The sequence below is a fragment of the Lelliottia sp. RD5 genome, from assembly GCF_056032945.1.
Genome location: NZ_JBVYHQ010000007.1, coordinates 228,813 through 246,553 on the forward strand (window position 1 = coordinate 228,813; position 17,741 = coordinate 246,553).

Annotated in this window: 15 protein-coding genes; 8 read left to right on the forward strand and 7 right to left on the reverse strand. The window is 52.7% G+C overall.

The genetic code is table 11. The annotated features are described in order from the left end of the window. Positions 1-50: 50 nt before the first annotated feature. The 3 genes from mnmG to asnC all read right to left on the reverse strand — a co-directional run bounded on the left by mnmG (position 51) and on the right by asnC (position 3,311). Positions 51-1,940: a tRNA uridine-5-carboxymethylaminomethyl(34) synthesis enzyme MnmG gene (gene mnmG, locus AC0LWE_RS19455; protein WP_059180680.1), complete on the reverse strand. Its 1,890-nt coding sequence runs from the start codon at positions 1,938-1,940 to the stop codon at positions 51-53. A 373-nt stretch (positions 1,941-2,313) separates the two neighbouring features. Then, positions 2,314-2,763 carry an FMN-binding protein MioC gene (gene mioC / locus AC0LWE_RS19460; protein WP_474266034.1) on the reverse strand — a complete coding sequence of 150 codons (450 nt, stop codon included), beginning with the start codon at positions 2,761-2,763 and terminating at the stop codon, positions 2,314-2,316. Between the two features lie 89 nt (positions 2,764-2,852). Next, positions 2,853-3,311 carry a transcriptional regulator AsnC gene (gene asnC / locus AC0LWE_RS19465; RefSeq protein ID WP_041689565.1) on the reverse strand — a complete coding sequence of 153 codons (459 nt, stop codon included), beginning with the start codon at positions 3,309-3,311 and terminating at the stop codon, positions 2,853-2,855. 150 nt (positions 3,312-3,461) lie between these two features. Between asnC and asnA the strand changes: the two genes are divergently transcribed. Beyond that, positions 3,462-4,454 carry an aspartate--ammonia ligase gene (gene asnA, locus AC0LWE_RS19470; protein ID WP_131487847.1) on the forward strand — a complete coding sequence of 331 codons (993 nt, stop codon included), beginning with the start codon at positions 3,462-3,464 and terminating at the stop codon, positions 4,452-4,454. On the opposite strand, the gene viaA is transcribed toward asnA, so the two are convergent. Beyond that, positions 4,455-5,906 (reverse strand): ATPase RavA stimulator ViaA, encoded by a 1,452-nt coding sequence (viaA, locus tag AC0LWE_RS19475; RefSeq protein ID WP_059180683.1) that lies wholly within the window; start codon positions 5,904-5,906, stop codon positions 4,455-4,457. Further along, positions 5,900-7,396, reverse strand: coding sequence for an ATPase RavA (gene ravA / locus AC0LWE_RS19480; RefSeq protein ID WP_202668224.1), 1,497 nt, complete (start codon positions 7,394-7,396; stop codon positions 5,900-5,902). Before ravA ends, viaA begins: the two co-directional genes overlap by 7 nt. A gap of 222 nt (positions 7,397-7,618) precedes the next feature. Here ravA and kup point away from each other — a divergent pair, with 222 nt between their 5' ends. From kup to rbsR, 7 genes are all read left to right on the forward strand, one after another. Further along, positions 7,619-9,487 (forward strand): low affinity potassium transporter Kup, encoded by a 1,869-nt coding sequence (gene kup / locus AC0LWE_RS19485; protein WP_131487854.1) that lies wholly within the window; start codon positions 7,619-7,621, stop codon positions 9,485-9,487. Positions 9,488-9,671: 184 nt separating this feature from the next. Next, the gene (gene rbsD, locus AC0LWE_RS19490) at positions 9,672-10,091 is read left to right on the forward strand and encodes a D-ribose pyranase (protein WP_059180686.1); all 420 of its coding nucleotides are present in this window, start codon (positions 9,672-9,674) and stop codon (positions 10,089-10,091) included. A 7-nt stretch (positions 10,092-10,098) separates the two neighbouring features. Next, positions 10,099-11,604: a ribose ABC transporter ATP-binding protein RbsA gene (gene rbsA / locus AC0LWE_RS19495; RefSeq protein WP_059180687.1), complete on the forward strand. Its 1,506-nt coding sequence runs from the start codon at positions 10,099-10,101 to the stop codon at positions 11,602-11,604. A gap of 4 nt (positions 11,605-11,608) precedes the next feature. Next, positions 11,609-12,574 carry a ribose ABC transporter permease gene (gene rbsC, locus AC0LWE_RS19500; RefSeq protein ID WP_015961071.1) on the forward strand — a complete coding sequence of 322 codons (966 nt, stop codon included), beginning with the start codon at positions 11,609-11,611 and terminating at the stop codon, positions 12,572-12,574. Positions 12,575-12,601: 27 nt separating this feature from the next. Beyond that, a complete protein-coding gene (rbsB, locus tag AC0LWE_RS19505) occupies positions 12,602-13,492 on the forward strand; it encodes a ribose ABC transporter substrate-binding protein RbsB (RefSeq protein ID WP_059180688.1) in 891 nt (296 codons plus the stop codon). 107 nt (positions 13,493-13,599) lie between these two features. Further along, positions 13,600-14,529, forward strand: a complete 930-nt coding sequence (gene rbsK / locus AC0LWE_RS19510) for a ribokinase (protein ID WP_216981901.1) — start codon at positions 13,600-13,602, stop codon at positions 14,527-14,529. Between the two features lie 3 nt (positions 14,530-14,532). Next, the gene (rbsR, locus tag AC0LWE_RS19515; RefSeq protein WP_219347223.1) at positions 14,533-15,543 is read left to right on the forward strand and encodes a ribose operon transcriptional repressor RbsR; all 1,011 of its coding nucleotides are present in this window, start codon (positions 14,533-14,535) and stop codon (positions 15,541-15,543) included. Here rbsR and mdtD read toward each other — a convergent pair. Beyond that, positions 15,491-16,918 carry a multidrug transporter subunit MdtD gene (gene mdtD / locus AC0LWE_RS19520; RefSeq protein ID WP_174343480.1) on the reverse strand — a complete coding sequence of 476 codons (1,428 nt, stop codon included), beginning with the start codon at positions 16,916-16,918 and terminating at the stop codon, positions 15,491-15,493. The two genes, rbsR and mdtD, sit on opposite strands and share 53 nt — an antisense overlap. A 10-nt stretch (positions 16,919-16,928) precedes the next feature. Next, on the reverse strand, positions 16,929-17,621 hold the full coding sequence (locus AC0LWE_RS19525; protein WP_059180691.1) for a FadR/GntR family transcriptional regulator: 693 nt from the start codon (positions 17,619-17,621) through the stop codon (positions 16,929-16,931). Positions 17,622-17,741: the final 120 nt, after the last annotated feature.

Here is a 17,741-nt window from a genome sequence, read left to right on the forward strand (position 1 = left end):
GATTGTTGGCCCGGTCAACGCAACGCGACCGGGCAACGATTATCATAGACTTAAGCGCTGCGGCGCAGCATACCTTGTTTTTTCAGCCAGACCAGCAGAATGGAAATGGCTGCAGGTGTAACGCCAGAAATACGCGATGCCTGACCGATCGAAACGGGTTTATGATCGTTCAGTTTGGCGATCACTTCGTTAGACAACCCCGTCACCTGACGGTAATCCAGCATTTCTGGCAGCAACGTATTTTCGTTACGCTGCTGTTTTTCGATCTCATCCTGCTGACGCGCGATGTAACCTTCGTATTTGATCTGAATTTCAACCTGCTCAGCCGCTTCAGCATCGTCAAGGCCAGGTGCAAATGGCGTCATCTGAACCAGCTGTTCGTAAGTCATGCCGGGACGACGTAACAGATCTTCACCGCTCGCTTCACGGGAGAGCGGCGCTGCCAAGTGAGCATTCACTTCAGCAACGGACTCGGCTAACGGATTCACCCAGGTAGATTTCAGGCGCTGACGTTCGGTTTCGATACGTTCCAGCTTTTCATTGAAGCGTGCCCAGCGTTCGTCATCAACCAGACCCAGCTCACGCCCCATTTCCGTAAGACGCAAATCAGCGTTATCTTCACGCAGCATCAGACGATATTCCGCGCGAGAGGTAAACATACGGTACGGCTCTTTTGTGCCCATGGTGCTGAGATCGTCAACCAAAACCCCAAGGTAAGCCTGATCGCGACGCGGCGCCCAGCCCTCTTTTTCGGCAGAAAAACGTGCGGCGTTCAAGCCTGCCAACAACCCTTGGGCAGCGGCTTCTTCGTAACCCGTTGTGCCGTTAATTTGACCGGCAAAGAACAGACCCTGAATGAATTTGCTTTCCAGCGTCGGTTTCAGATCGCGAGGGTCGAAGAAATCGTACTCAATCGCGTAGCCGGGACGCACAATTTTCGCGTTTTCCATGCCCTGCATCGAACGAACGATTTGGATCTGAACATCAAACGGCAGGCTGGTGGAGATGCCGTTCGGATAAATTTCGTTGGATGTCAGGCCTTCCGGCTCCAGGAAAATCTGGTGCTGGTTACGATCGGCAAAACGCATCACTTTGTCTTCGATCGACGGGCAGTAGCGTGGGCCGATCCCCTCGATCACCCCGGCGTACATCGGGCTGCGATCGAGATTATTACGGATCACATCATGGGTTTTCTCGTTGGTATGCGTGATGTAACACGGCACCTGTCGAGGATGTTGAGCAGCATTGCCCATGAACGAGAAGACAGGAATAGGTGTGTCGCCCTGCTGTTGAGCCAGCACGCTGAAATCGATAGTGCGCGCGTCGATGCGCGGCGGCGTACCGGTCTTCAGGCGATTAACACGTAACGGCAGCTCGCGTAAACGACGGGAGAGCGAAATGGATGGCGGATCGCCAGCACGGCCACCGCTGTAATTATCCAAACCGATATGAATTTTGCCGTCGAGGAAAGTCCCCACCGTTAACACAACCGCTTTGGCGCGGAATTTCAACCCCATTTGGGTCACTGCACCGACAACCCGATCGTTTTCAACGATAAGATCTTCAACCGCTTGCTGGAAGATCATCAGGTTGGGTTGATTCTCCAGCGCAGTACGCACCGCCTGCCGGTATAACACACGATCGGCCTGAGCACGGGTGGCACGAACGGCCGGCCCTTTACTCGCGTTTAGTATCCTAAACTGGATTCCAGCATGATCGATCGCTTTCGCCATCAAGCCGCCGAGGGCATCGACTTCTTTTACCAGGTGTCCTTTCCCAATGCCGCCAATCGCCGGATTACAGGACATTTGTCCCAGCGTGTCGATATTGTGTGTCAAAAGCAGGGTCTGTTGACCCATACGCGCTGCGGCCATAGCGGCCTCAGTGCCTGCATGACCCCCGCCAATGATGATGACGTCAAAAGGATCCTGATAAAACATGCTTTCCTGCCTTGCGTAAAGCGGTTTGAAAATGGATTTAAGCCCGGGCCGTGGATTCTACTCAAGTTTAGTCTTTCGAGAAAGCACTGGGATCCTGGCTATTAAAAAGAAGATCTTCTTATTTAGAGATCTGTTTTACTATGATCTCTTATTAGGATCGCACGTTTCTGTGGATAAGCGGGATCTCATCAGGAAGATCATAACGTTAGAAAGGATCGTTTGCTGTGAATGATCGGTGATCCTGGACAGTATAAGCTGGGGTTAGATCGTGACTTTATCCACAGCTCAAAAAGGAAGCAAGCGTTATACATTGGATAACTACCGCTTAATCCAAGCTTTTAACCAGACTTATACACATCTGATCGCGTGATCTTTAATCGTTTTTGAGTAAATTTTTCCATTCACCCAACCATTCTTCGGCTGGATCCTCAGGAATATCGTGATCGAGGATGTTGATCTTCAGTGTTTCACCGATCTGTTTTGCACCGCAGGACTTGATCGCGGCTTCTACTTTCTCAACTGCACCGCAAAACGTGTCATATTCGCGACTACCTATACCCACGGCACCAAAACGTACGGCGGTCAGGTTCGGTTGCTGCTCAAGTAGCTCGTTATAGAGAGGTTGCAGATTGTCCGGGATGTCGCCAGCACCGTGCGTCGACGTGATCAGCAGCCAAATCCCATCAGTGGGGAGATCTTCCAGTAACGGCCCGTGCAGTGTTTCGGTCGAAAAACCAGCGTCTTCGAGCTTTTCGGCCAAATGTTCTGCAACGTATTCCGCGCCGCCAAGAGTACTGCCACTGATAAGAGTTATATCTGCCATGATCGCTCGCTCATATAAAGAGGGGATCATTGTACGCTGTGAGTGAGCTGGGATCTACCTGTGGAAAATGTGGTGATTAAAATGCCCTGTTAAGGGCGGATGGTGCGCATGATCGGGTTTTGCAGGGAGATCAGTGTCTCGGTGGACTGAATTTCATCAATTGTTTGGATCTTGTTGATAAGTACCTGTTGCAGGGCGTCGATCGATCGGCACATGACCTTAATAAAGATGCTGTAGTGGCCAGTGGTGTAATAGGCTTCTGTCACTTCTTCCAGGCTCTCGAGTCTTGCCAGCGCTGACGGATAATCCTTCGCACTTTTCAGAATAATGCCAATAAAGCAGCACACGTCATAACCCAATTGTTTAGGGCTCACATCAATACGCGCTCCGGTTATGATCCCGGCCTGCTTCATCTTCTCTACCCGAACGTGAATCGTGCCGGGGCTAACGCCAAATTGTTTTGCCAGTTCGGCGTAAGCGGTGCGCGCATTTGCCATTAATGCTTCGAGGATGCCGCGGTCCAGATTATCGATCTGATAATTTTCCATCGTTTTTTCTTATGAAGAATGAGTAATCACTCTATTCTAGCGTCTTATTTTATCGAATCAAAAGTGAACGTGGCTTTTTGTTGTTGGATTATTGAATTGATGCCCGGTTTTGTTGCTTAATCAATATCAACAGGACGCAGGAGTATAAAAATGAAAACCGCTTACATCGTAAAACAACGCCAGATCAGCTTCGTTAAATCCCATTTTTCACGTCAGCTTGAAGAGAAGCTGGGCCTGATTGAAGTTCAGGCACCGATCCTCAGCCGCGTTGGTGATGGAACGCAAGATAACCTGTCTGGTTGCGAAAAAGCGGTACAGGTCAAAGTGAAAACGTTGCCAGATGCCCAGTTCGAAGTGGTTCATTCACTGGCGAAATGGAAGCGTCAAACGTTAGGACAACACGACTTCAGCGCGGGCGAAGGGCTTTACACGCACATGAAAGCCCTGCGCCCCGATGAAGACCGCCTGACAGCCATTCATTCTGTCTATGTTGACCAGTGGGACTGGGAGCGCGTGATGGGCGATGGCGAGCGCCATGTCGGTACGCTGAAATCTACCGTAGAAGCGATTTATGCGGGAATTAAAGCGACTGAAGCTGCCGTCAGTGAAGAATTCGGTCTGGCGCCGTTCCTGCCAGACACGATCCACTTTATTCACAGTCAGGATCTGCTGAGTCGTTTCCCGGATCTTGATGCAAAAGGCCGTGAACGTGCGATCGCAAAAGAGCTGGGCGCGGTATTCCTGATTGGTATCGGGGGCAAATTGTCTGACGGTAAACGTCATGACGTCCGTGCGCCGGATTATGATGACTGGAGCACCTCAGGTGAAAGCGAACGCGCGGGGTTGAACGGCGATATTCTGGTGTGGAACCCGATTCTGGAAGACGCGTTTGAGCTTTCTTCGATGGGGATCCGCGTGGATGCCGATGCGCTTAAGCGTCAGCTGGCGGTGACGGGAGATGAAGATCGCCTGAAACTCGAGTGGCACCAGGCGCTGCTGCGCGGCGAAATGCCGCAGACGATCGGTGGCGGTATTGGTCAGTCTCGTTTAACGATGCTGCTCCTGCAACTTTCCCATATCGGCCAGGTTCAGTGTGGTGTATGGCCACAGCAGGTGCGTGCGAGCGTGGATTCTCTTCTTTAATTAGCGTTTCCAGCGTCGGATAAGACGGCTGCGTAACCCGGTATCAAAGCGCCAGATATGATCGAAAATGCGCATGATCCCGGGTTTTCCATGTGCAGACATCGCCACAGCATGAAAGCGATGTTGTTGATCTCGCTGCAATGACTTCACTTTTGCTACTACGTCGTCCGGCAATCGCTGGGCAATAAAATCAGAAATCACTACCGCGTCGGCGTCATACCAGTCGCCGCCCTGCATTCGTTCGATGATGGAACGAAAACAGCTGGCGATATCCGTCCCGCCGCGAAAGCGCTGGCTCAAAAAGCGGATCGCCTGTTCGATACCTTGTTCAGCCGTTAACTCGTAGCCCACGACTTCACTGGAAAACAGCATAATAAAGCAGCGACGCCGGTCAGCGAGGGCGACGCGCATCAGTGCCAGACAAAACGCTTTAGCGCACTGTTCGTTGAAACCGCCCATTGAGCCAGAGGTATCAACGCAGACAATAAAGGGTCCGCGAGGTTGTTCATCAAAATCCTGATGGATGACCGGGCGCTGGCTGATTTTTTCATGCCAGGATTCACCCTGCAGGCGATAGGTGAGCAGCTGTTTCTCCACCAGCCGACGGTAAAATTCATATTCCAGTTCAGTGATACCGAGCGTCGCCAGTTCGGTTGGCAACAGACGTAAAATATCGTCACTCTGTTGTAATCCATCCACCTGCTCAGGTACGGTGGCGGGCTCGCGCACCAGCGTGCGGAAGGTTTCCATCGGGGCGTCTTTTTTCGGCACGGACTTGGCTTCTCGGGATCGACCAAGCTGTTCTGCGAGCTGCATGAGTTCGGGTTGTTGTGTCAGAAAATCACCGTATTTCACAATCAGCTGATAATCACCGCGCTTGATTTTTCCCGCGCTCATATCCCAAAGACGTCCGGCAGAATTTTCATTTTCCACCAGCACCTGCTCCAGCTGCCCGGTCAGCGTCATGCGTTCCTGAACTTCACTGAGCAATTGTTCACGTTCTTCTTCAAGAAGCTGTTGGTTAAGGGACGTGGTTTGTACCACCAGACTGAGCCGCCAGCGCTGCAAAAACAGGGTATGCAATGCCGGGGTAAACGTGGCGTTGTCCGTTACCAGCTTGCGGGCCTGAGCCGCATAAGGCGAGTGAACTTTATCGAGCAGCGTCAGAATTTGCGGCAATTGAACAATGAATTGTGGTGTGGATAACCGCTGACACTGCTGATAGCACACCACCTCTTCCGTCAGTTCAGGCGGGACTTCTGTCTCTTTGAGGCGTCTGCGCAGGCTATCGCGCCAGCGCGGGAGGTCGTCGGTAACAGCCTTTTTAATTCGGGGAAATTTTTCAAAGAACGCAGCCAGCTGCGGAGAAGCCAGTAAGGTGATTACGACCTCTTCGATCAGCCCTTCTTCTCCTACAGCCAGCATCACATTCAGCGTATCCAGCGTTAGCATTGACGCGCCTGTTTAATCTGCGCGCTGACATCCTGCAGGCTGGCTTCAATACGACCCAACCAGTCGCTATGAACAAAGAGGCATTTTTGTTGCTCGCTGAAGCGCGTATGTTGCTGGTGCCACTCGGTGTCCAGCGCTTCCAACTGCTGTTTGATCTCTTCCGGAACGTTCTCGGCCGCGTTGCCTGGCAGGGCAAGACGCGATCCTTGCAGACTGACATCGCGGATCACCAAATGCAGGCTGGTATCCACTTCCATATTCAGGATCTGCGCAAAGCCGATCCCGTTTAGCTTCCCGCGGATCTCACCGCTTTTATCCAGCCACTGCGCCAGCGCTTCGCGCTCCAAAGTGATGTGCACCACCTGCATATCGTGGAGTTTCAGCGGCTGTTGCAGAAGAAGCGTCAGCGACGTCTCTGTCAGTTCTGCGGGGAGTTCATAGTGAGGTTTACGCGAGAACATCCCGCCGAGGCGGCTGACTTTAAGCGCTGTTTTATCACTTTGCTGCTGTTGAAGCTGGATGCGTCGCTGAGTGATAGCGCCCAGCTGATTAAGCATCGCCTGCTGTCCCCACGCGTGCCCGGTCATCAAAACGTCCAGCTGCTGCTGCATAAGATTCATGCCCTCAGCATCGTGCCACAGGCAGTCTTTCAGCAGGATAAGATCGATTGGGGCGACGGCGTCTCTCCCGCTAAATAACGCGCTCGACTGCAACAGGCGAATGGCTTTTTTCCAGCGACGGTCTGACACATAGGGTGCTGACGGCATTAAGTCCAGCTGCTGGCGAAGCATGAAGATCAGCTCAAACACGGAATCGGGCAGCTTTATCTTGCCGATATCCTGCTGCCACTGTTGATACTCTTCGTCGGTCACCTGTAACGAAGGCGAAACCGGATTTTCATTTTCGTCCTGCTGGCTCACGAGCATCGAACGGAAATTGGATTTGTCCTGCACCTTGTCCAGCCACAGGCGAATCAGCATGCGGTCATACAGTGCCTCAAGGCTGTTATCGGCTTCCGGCAGTTCATTGGATGCGGCCACCAGCAGGCGCATCGGGATTTTTTCTTCAAACGCGCCGTTGCGAAAACGTCGTTCGTTGATGGCGGTGAGCAGCGTATTCAGGATGGCGGGACCGGCTTTCCAGATCTCATCCAGAAAAACAATTTCGGCTTCGGGGAGATAACCGGCCGTTAAACGCTGATAGCGCCCTTCATCTTTGAGCGCCTGAATTGATAGCGGGCCAAACACCTCTTCCGGCGTGGAGAAGCGAGTCATCAAATACTCAAAGGCGCGTGCATTTTGAAAGGCGAACTTCAGGCGGCGGGCGATTAGGCTTTTTGCGATGCCGGGAGGGCCCAATAAAAAGACGCTTTCACCGCTCAATGCGGCCAACAAACACAAGCGAATTGCATGGCTACGCTCGAAAAGGCCTTTCTCCAGCGCACTGCTGAGGCGGGAAATTCTTTCTGCTAATAAATGTGAGTGAGCCATAATAGTTTTGCGTCCTTTCGCTGTCGTTGCAGCTATTTGATGCGAGTATAGACGTTTCGGGTTGGGCTGGTAATAGACTGAAGTCCGGCGCTATTTTCTTTGCGCTAAATTAATACGGTTGCATTTAAGGATACGATCTTGCGATTAATCGTGCATACTGTGCGCCTTTTTGTGGGCCAAGGGACTCAGCACACATTTGTTCTACAACGAAAAGACTAGTCTATGAGCACTGATAATAAGCAATCATTACGCGCTATAACGCTTGCGGCGATTGGGGTTGTCTACGGTGATATTGGCACCAGCCCGCTTTACACGCTTCGCGAATGTCTGTCCGGTCAGTTTGGTTTTGGTGTCGAACGTGACGCCGTGTTTGGCTTTTTGTCACTCATCTTCTGGCTGCTGATTCTGGTGGTCTCGCTTAAATATCTCTCTTTCGTCATGCGCGCGGATAACGCCGGTGAAGGCGGGATCCTGACGTTGATGTCCCTGGCGGGGCGTAACACGTCGGCAAGAATGACCTCTTTCCTGGTGATCATCGGGTTAATAGGCGGCAGCTTCTTCTATGGGGAAGTGGTGATTACGCCTGCGATTTCGGTGCTTTCGGCAATCGAGGGGCTGGAGATTATCGCGCCGCAGCTGGAGACGTGGGTGGTTCCGCTCGCCATTATTGTCCTGACCCTGCTGTTTGCGATTCAGAAACATGGCACCGGGCTTGTCGGTAAGCTGTTTGCACCGATTATGCTGGCCTGGTTCCTGATCCTGGCGGCACTGGGTTTGCGCGGAATTATTGGCAATCCAGAAGTGCTGCAGGCTCTTAACCCGGCATGGGCGGTTCATTTCTTCCTGGAATACAAAACCGTTTCGTTTGTTGCCCTCGGCGCGGTCGTGCTCTCTATTACCGGCGTCGAAGCGTTGTACGCGGATATGGGTCACTTCGGGAAGCTGCCGATTCGCCTCGCGTGGTTTACCGTCGTGCTGCCGTCTCTGGTACTGAATTACTTCGGTCAGGGGGCGCTGCTGCTGAAAAATCCTGAGGCTATCAAGAACCCGTTCTTCCTGCTGGCGCCCGACTGGGCGCTTGTGCCGATGTTGATTATCGCCACGCTGGCGACCGTTATCGCATCTCAGGCGGTGATCTCGGGGGTGTTCTCGTTGACGCGTCAGGCGGTTCGCCTGGGGTATCTGTCGCCGATGCGCATTATCCATACCTCGGAGATGGAATCCGGTCAGATCTACATTCCTTTCATTAACTGGCTGCTTTACGTTGCCGTGGTGATTGTGATTGTCAGCTTTGAACACTCCAGCAATCTGGCGGCGGCGTACGGTATTGCCGTCACAGGGACGATGGTGCTTACGTCGATTCTGTCGACCACCGTGGCGTATCGGAACTGGCACTGGAATAAGTTCCTGGTGGCGCTGATTCTGGTGGGGCTGCTGTGTATTGATTTGCCATTGTTCTCGGCAAACCTGGATAAAATCGTCTCGGGTGGCTGGCTGCCGTTGACGCTGGGTCTGGTGATGTTCATCGTGATGACAACGTGGAAAAGCGAGCGTTTCCGCCTGTTACGTCGTATGCATGAGCACGGTAACTCTCTTGAGGCGATGATCGCCTCGCTGGAGAAATCACCGCCGGTGCGCGTGCCAGGGACTGCGGTATATATGTCGCGTGCGCAGAAAGTGATTCCGTTTGCGCTGATGCATAACCTCAAGCACAACAAAGTGCTGCACGAACGCGTGATTTTGCTGACGCTGCGTACCGAAGATGCGCCGTACGTGCATAACGTTCGTCGCGTGCAGATAGAACAATTATCCCCGACGTTCTGGCGCGTAGTCGCAAGCTACGGCTGGCGTGAAACGCCGAATGTGGAAGAGGTCTTCCACCGCTGCGGTCTCGAAGGGTTGAGCTGTCGCATGATGGAGACCTCGTTCTTTATGTCGCACGAGTCGCTGATTGTCGGCAAACGGCCATGGTATCTGCGCCTGCGCGGCAAGCTGTATCTTATTCTGCAACGTAACGCCCTGCGTGCGCCGGATCAGTTTGAGATTCCGCCTAACCGCGTGATTGAATTAGGAACGCAGGTCGAGATTTAAATCGCCGCACGAATGCCGGGAAGCGCAACGCTCACCCGGCATTTTTCTTTGTATTTTTCCCTTCAGATTTTACTTAGCGAAACGTTTCGACGTTGATCACAATTCTGTTACGTCATGATGGTTTTCTGAACACTCTTACGGCTACACTTATTTCAGCGAAACGTTTCGCTAGTGGAGCAAGAAAATGAAGAAAGGCACGGTACTTAATTCTGAAATCTCATCGGTTATTTCCCGTCTTGGGCATACCGATACGCTGGTGGTTTGCGATGCAGGCTTACCGGTTCCGCACAGCACAACGCGTATTGATATGGCATTAACGCAGGGTGTTCCCTCGTTTATGCAGGTACTTGAAGTGGTGACGGCGGAGATGCAGGTTGAGACAGCCATTCTCGCGACGGAAATTAAACAACATAATCCGCAACTCCACGAAACGTTGCTCGGCCACATAGAGCAACTGCAACAACACCAGGGAAACACCATTGAAATTCGTTACACAACGCATGAACAGTTCAAACAACAAACCGCAGACAGTCAGGCGGTGATTCGCAGCGGGGAGTGTTCCCCGTATGCGAATATCATTCTCTGTGCTGGCGTCACGTTCTGAGGCCGTCATGGACGCATTATTACAACTCAAAGGGATCGATAAATCGTTCCCGGGCGTAAAAGCCCTCTCTGGCGCGGCGCTGAATGTTTACGCCGGTCGCGTGATGGCGCTGGTCGGTGAAAACGGCGCTGGCAAATCCACCATGATGAAAGTGCTGACCGGCATCTATCAACGCGATGCGGGTTCGCTGGTGTGGCTGGGGAAAGAAACCACCTTCACCGGACCGAAATCCTCTCAGGAAGCCGGGATCGGCATTATCCATCAGGAATTAAACCTGATCCCGCAGCTCACCATTGCAGAAAATATCTTCCTTGGCCGTGAATTCGTGGGCCGCTTTGGCAAAATCGACTGGAAGCAGATGTATGCTGAAGCCGACAAACTGCTGGCGAAACTGAATCTGCGCTTCAAGAGCGACCGTCTGGTGGGCGATCTTTCGATCGGCGACCAGCAGATGGTGGAAATCGCTAAAGTCCTGAGCTTCGAGTCAAAAGTCATCGTGATGGACGAACCGACCGATGCGCTCACTGATACCGAAACCGACTCCTTATTCCGCGTCATCCGCGAGCTCAAAGCGCAAGGACGTGGCATTGTTTATATCTCTCACCGCATGAAAGAGATTTTCGAGATTTGCGATGATGTCACCGTGTTCCGCGACGGGCAATTTATTGCCGAGCGCGAGGTGGCCTCGTTGACCGAAGATTCGCTGATCGAAATGATGGTGGGACGCAAGCTGGAAGATCAGTATCCGCGACTGGATAAAGCGCCGGGTGAAATCCGCCTGAAGGTGGATAACCTGTGCGGTCCAGGTGTCGACAATGTCTCCTTTACGCTGCGCCAGGGTGAAATCCTGGGTGTAGCGGGTCTGATGGGCGCGGGCCGTACCGAATTGATGAAAGTGCTGTACGGTGCGCTGCCGCGTACCAGCGGTTACGTCACGCTTAACGGTCATGAAGTTGTCACCCGTTCTCCGCAGGATGGGCTGGCAAACGGCATCGTTTATATCTCTGAAGACCGTAAACGCGATGGACTGGTGCTGGGTATGTCGGTCAAAGAGAACATGTCTCTGACTGCGCTGCGCTATTTCAGTCGTAACGGCGGCGGCTTAAAGCATAAAGATGAACAGCAGGCGGTCAGTGATTTTATCCGCCTGTTCAATGTGAAAACGCCTTCGATGGAACAGGCTATCGGCCTGCTTTCCGGCGGTAATCAGCAGAAAGTGGCGATTGCGCGCGGTTTGATGACGCGGCCAAAAGTGCTGATTCTCGATGAGCCGACTCGCGGCGTGGACGTCGGTGCCAAGAAAGAGATTTATCAGCTGATCAACCAGTTTAAGGCTGACGGGCTGAGCATCATTCTGGTCTCTTCCGAGATGCCAGAAGTATTAGGCATGAGCGATCGCATTATCGTCATGCATGAAGGGCATCTCGGCGGTGAATTCACTCGCGAGCAGGCCACCCAGGAAGTTCTGATGGCTGCCGCTGTGGGCAAGCTTAATCGCGTGAATCAGGAGTAACAAGATGACTACCCAGGCTGTTTCTGGTCGCCGCTATTTCACTAAGGCATGGCTGTTGGAACAAAAATCGCTGATTGCACTGCTGGTGCTGATCGCGGTGGTTTCCACCATGAGCCCAAACTTTTTTACCGTAAATAACCTGTTCAATATTCTCCAGCAGACGTCGGTGAACGCCATTATGGCCGTCGGGATGACGCTGGTGATTTTGACGTCGGGTATCGACCTGTCCGTCGGTTCTCTGCTGGCACTCACCGGCGCGGTCGCGGCTTCCATTGTCGGGATTGAAGTGAACGCGCTGGTGGCCATCGCGGCGGCTCTGGCATTGGGTGCTGCCATTGGTGCTGTCACCGGAATGATTGTGGCAAAAGGCCGGGTGCAGGCATTTATTGCGACTCTGGTGATGATGCTGCTGCTGCGCGGCGTCACGATGGTCTATACCAACGGCAGTCCCGTCAACACCGGTTTTACTGACAATGCCGATCTGTTTGGCTGGTTTGGTATTGGCCGCCCGCTGGGGGTTCCAACCCCGGTCTGGATCATGGGTATCGTCTTCCTGGCCGCATGGTACATGCTGCATCACACCCGTCTCGGTCGTTATATTTATGCGCTGGGCGGCAATGAAGCGGCAACGCGTCTGTCAGGCATCAGCGTTAACAAAGTGAAGATTATCGTTTATTCCCTTTGTGGCTTGCTGGCTTCGCTGGCGGGTATCATCGAAGTGGCTCGTCTCTCCTCAGCACAGCCGACGGCGGGTACGGGTTATGAACTGGATGCGATTGCGGCGGTTGTGCTGGGCGGTACCAGCCTTGCGGGCGGTAAAGGTCGCATTGTTGGGACATTGATCGGCGCACTGATCCTTGGTTTCCTCAATAATGGCTTGAATTTGTTAGGTGTTTCTTCCTATTACCAGATGATCGTTAAAGCAGTGGTGATTTTGCTGGCGGTTCTGGTAGACAACAAAAAACAGTAACTGACGACACTACAGGACATCACTGATATGAATATGAAAAAACTGGCTATCCTGGTTTCTGCTGTGGCACTGAGCGCCACCGTAAGTGCTAACGCAATGGCGAAAGACACCATCGCGCTGGTGGTCTCTACGCTAAACAACCCGTTCTTCGTTTCGCTGAAGGATGGCGCGCAGAAAGAAGCCGATAAGCTGGGCTACAACCTGGTTGTGCTGGACTCTCAGAACAACCCGGCGAAAGAGCTGGCTAACGTTCAGGACTTAACCGTACGTGGCACCAAAATTCTGTTGATCAACCCAACGGATTCAGACGCTGTAGGTAACGCCGTTAAGATGGCAAACCAGGCGAATATTCCGGTTATCACCCTTGACCGCGTTGCCGCTAAAGGCGAAGTGGTAAGCCACATTGCTTCTGATAACGTGCTGGGCGGCAAAATCGCCGGCAACTACATCGCGAAGAAAGCCGGTGAAGGCGCAAAAGTTATCGAGCTGCAGGGTATCGCAGGGACTTCCGCAGCGCGTGAGCGTGGCGAAGGCTTCCAGCAGGCCGTTGCTGCACACAAATTTAACGTACTGGCGAGCCAGCCAGCTGACTTTGACCGTACTAAAGGTCTGAACGTGATGCAGAACCTGCTGACCGCGCATCCTGACGTGCAGGCTGTCTTCGCGCAGAACGATGAAATGGCATTGGGCGCGCTGCGTGCGCTGCAAACTGCCGGTAAAACGGATGTGATGGTTGTCGGCTTTGACGGCACGCCAGACGGCGAGAAAGCGGTAAACGATGGCAAACTGGCGGCGACCATCGCTCAATTACCTGAGCAGATTGGCGCAACGGGCGTTGATACTGCAGACAAAGTGCTGAAAGGCGAAAAGGTTCAGGCTAAATATCCCGTTGACCTGAAGCTGGTCATCAAGCAGTAATAGGCGATTCAGGTCGTCGAGAACGGCCTGAGGGACTCAAAATAAAGAAAAGTGTGGCACACGCCACCGGGTCAAACCGGTGGCGCTCTTAGATGGACACCTCATACATGAAAACCGCAGGCAATCTCGTCGTCCTTGGCAGTATCAATGCCGATCACATTCTTAACCTTGAATCTTTCCCCACTCCGGGTGAAACCGTTACGGGTAATCAGTATCAGGTGGCTTTCGGTGGTAAGGGTGCAAACCAGGCCGTAGCGGCCGGGCGCAGTGGTGCGAATATTGCCTTTATTGCCTGTACGGGTGATGACGATACCGGCGAACGTGTTCGCAAGCAGCTCGAAAGCGACAACATCGATATTGCGCCCGTGAGCGTGGTGGCAGGGGAATCAACCGGCGTGGCGCTGATTTTCGTCAACGCAGAAGGTGAGAATGTTATCGGTATTCACGCGGGGGCAAACGCGGCGCTGAACATCGAACGTGTAGAGGCACAGCGTGAAATTATTGCCCGTGCTGAAGCGTTGCTGATGCAGCTGGAGTCTCCGGTCGAAAGCGTGCTGGCGGCGGCAAAAATTGCGCATGAAAATCATACCACTGTCGTACTTAACCCCGCGCCAGCGCGTGTATTATCAGACGATCTGTTGGCGCTGGTGGACATCATTACGCCAAACGAAACCGAAGCAGAAAAGCTGACGGGTATTCGTGTTGAAAACGATGACGACGCCGCGCGAGCCGCTAAGGCATTGCACGAGAAAGGCATCGACACCGTGATTATCACGCTCGGTAGTCGTGGCGTGTGGGCGAGCGTTAACGGTGAAGGCCGTCGCGTGCCCGGCTTTAAGGTTAAAGCCGTTGATACTATCGCTGCGGGAGACACCTTTAACGGTGCGCTGGTCACGGCGTTGCTGGAAGGTAAGGCGATGGATGATGCCATTCGCTTTGCCCATGCCGCGGCCGCAATTGCGGTGACGCGTAAAGGTGCTCAGCCTTCCGTTCCATGGCGCAAAGAGATTGATGAATTTTTGATTCAGCAGAGGTAACGCTTGGCCACAATGAAAGATGTCGCCCGCATGGCGGGCGTTTCTACCTCGACGGTCTCTCACGTAATCAATAGCGATCGCTTCGTCAGCGACGCGATTAAGGCGAAAGTCGAAGCCGCAGTTAAAGACCTCAATTATGCGCCTTCGGCGTTAGCGCGCAGTCTTAAGCTCAATCAGACCCACACCATCGGGATGCTTATCACCGCCAGTACCAACCCTTTCTATTCTGAGCTGGTGCGCGGCGTGGAGCGTAGCTGCTTTGAGCGCGGTTACAGCCTGGTGCTATGTAACACGGAAGGCGATGAGCAACGCATGAACCGTAATCTTGAAACGCTGATGCAAAAACGCGTGGATGGGTTGCTGTTGCTGTGTACCGAAACGCACCAGCCCTCGAAAGAGATTATGCAGCGCTATCCTTCAGTCCCTACCGTGATGATGGACTGGGCACCGTTCGACGGAACCAGCGATCTCATCCAGGACAACTCGCTTGTCGGTGGCGATATGGCGACGCAGCATTTGATTGATAAAGGGTATCGTCGCATCGCCTGTATCACGGGGCCACTTGATAAAACACCTGCGCGTTTACGTCTGGAAGGGTATCTGACCGCGATGGATCGCGCCGGTTTATCCGTACCAGAAGGTTATCGCATCACAGGCGATTTTGAGTTCAATGGTGGCTTCGAGGCGATGCAAAAATTGCTGGCGCAGGAACAGCGTCCGCAGGCGGTATTTATTGGTAACGATGCGATGGCATTTGGTGCTTATCAGGCGTTATATCAGGCGGGATTAAGCGTTCCGCATGATATGGCGATAGTTGGCTACGATGACATTGAACTGGCGCGCTTCATGACTCCGCCGCTTACCACTATTCATCAACCGAAAGATGAACTGGGGGAGCTGGCCATTGATGTGTTGATTCATCGAATGGCACAGCCCACATTGCAGCAGCAGCGTCTGCAGCTTACTCCTGTTCTGATGGCACGCGGTTCGGTTTCGTCGGGTGGCGATCTTTAATCAGGTTTCGGCCATCCTTCGGCTTCAATAATAAAAACACCAGAGCGGAAACCACGGTAATGACGCCCATCGTAATAAAGGTGTAGTGGAACTGCTCGACGGTGTTTGTGCCTTCTATACCTTCATACACGCGAAGTACCGCTGCGCTCACTGCCACGCCTAAACTTATCGAAAGCTGTTGAGTGACGGCCAGAACACTGTTACCGCCGCTGGCATTTTCATCGGTGAGGTCAGCGAGGCTGATGGTGTTCATCGAGGTGAACTGGATAGACATCGCCATCCCCAATATAAAGAGCGGCAGGATCAGCATCCACGCAGGCAGTGCCGATGACTGTAACGAGAACTGCGCAATCATCGCGCCAATAAAGACCGTTATTCCAACCAGCGTTTTCCGGTAGCCCAGCCCACGCAGTATTTTCGTCACCATCGATTTCGCCAGAATAGATCCGACGGCGGTCGGAGCCATCATTATCCCCGCAATCAGCGCCGGATAGCCAAATCCTACCTGTAACATCAACGGCATTAAAAAGGGTACGCAGCCCGTGCCAAGACGCGAGGCGATATTCCCTGCGATCCCGACGGAGAAAGTCCGAGTCTTAAAAAGCTGTAATGAGATAAGTGGCGTTGGATGACGTCGCGCGTGACGTATATAAAGAAGGAAAAGCAGAACGCTGCCAAAGATAATCGACAATGCTATCCAGGTCGCAACTATTTTCTCGCCGAATAACTCCATGCCGATGGAGAACAACACCAGGCTCACACCGAAAAGGAAAAAACCGCCCATGTCGAAACTGCGCTTGGGCGTAGTGAAATTCGGCATGTATTTGCGGGCATAGCATAGCCCGGCGATACCAATCGGAATGTTGATCAGGAAAATCCAGTGCCAGCTTGCCCAGGTCACCAGTACGCCACCCAATACCGGGCCGAGGATAGGACCGACCAAACCGGGCATGGTCACGAAATTCAGTACGGGTAATAGCTCGCTGCGTGGATACGCGCGTAATAACGCGAGTCGTGCCACCGGCATCATCATTGCGCCGCCTATACCCTGAAGTACACGAAAGGCCACGAGCTCAGTTAATGAGGTTGAAAGTGCGCATGCCAGCGAGCCTAGCGTAAATAGCGTGACGGCGAACATAAATATCCGGCGTGTTCCAAAACGGTCGGCCAACCAGCCGCTAACAGGAATCAGCATCGCGACGGTCAACGTATAGCTAATGATGGCTGACTGCATGGCCAGTGGAGAGCGGTTGAGGCTTTGGGCGATGGCCGGCAGAGCTGTATTAAGAATGGTGGCATCCAGCGCTTGCATAAAGAAAGCCATGGCGGCAATCCATGGCAATCCCGCCATGCTGCGTGATTTTTTCTCGTTCATCGATTTCCTGTTACTGATTTGGGGCAGCCAACAAAGCCTGGCAAGCGTGTAATGCGCGTTGTCCATCGCTATCCTGGATAGCATCAACAATGGCCTGGTGCAGATCGAGCTTAACCACTTCATCCTGGGTAATAGAAGCAAAGTAGGTGTGGTACACAGAGTGGAACAGGGACGCAAATGAGGTCAGGAACGGATTTCCGCTCATCAAGTAAATGTGCTCATGCCACGTCATGTCGACTTCAATCCAACGCTGGCGGTTAAAGTGCTGCTTCAGGAAGGTCATCTCTTCCATTAAAGTGTTCAACTGCGCTTTTTGTTCTGCGCTGCCCAACATCGCGGCGAGTAAACACGCCTGGGGCTCAAGGCTGCTGCGCATTACCAGGAAATGGTCAACAACCTGATGGAAGTTATCCTCAGTCATCCACCAGGAAAGCAACTCCTGATCGAGGAAGTTCCAGTTGCTTTGGGGCATAACCCGGGTACCAATACGAGGACGCGGAAGCACCATTCCTTTTGCCGTTAATGTTTTCACTGCTTCACGAACGGCGGTGCGGCTCACGCCAAACTGTTCACCGAGTTCCATTTCTCCGGGCAAAATGCTTCCTGGAGCATATTTTCCCGCCAAAATTCGTTGAGCCAGCTTTTCAGCCAACACATAAGATAGGTTTTTTTGTGCCGCCAGCTGTTGTGCGCTTAAGGGCATAGCTCTTATTCCTTAATTGTTCTTGCTAATAAGTATGCCACCTGGAGTGTGATTGTGGCTGCAAAAACAACAAATAGAACAATATATGACTTGTTATTAGCGGTTTTGGTGAAAAAAAAC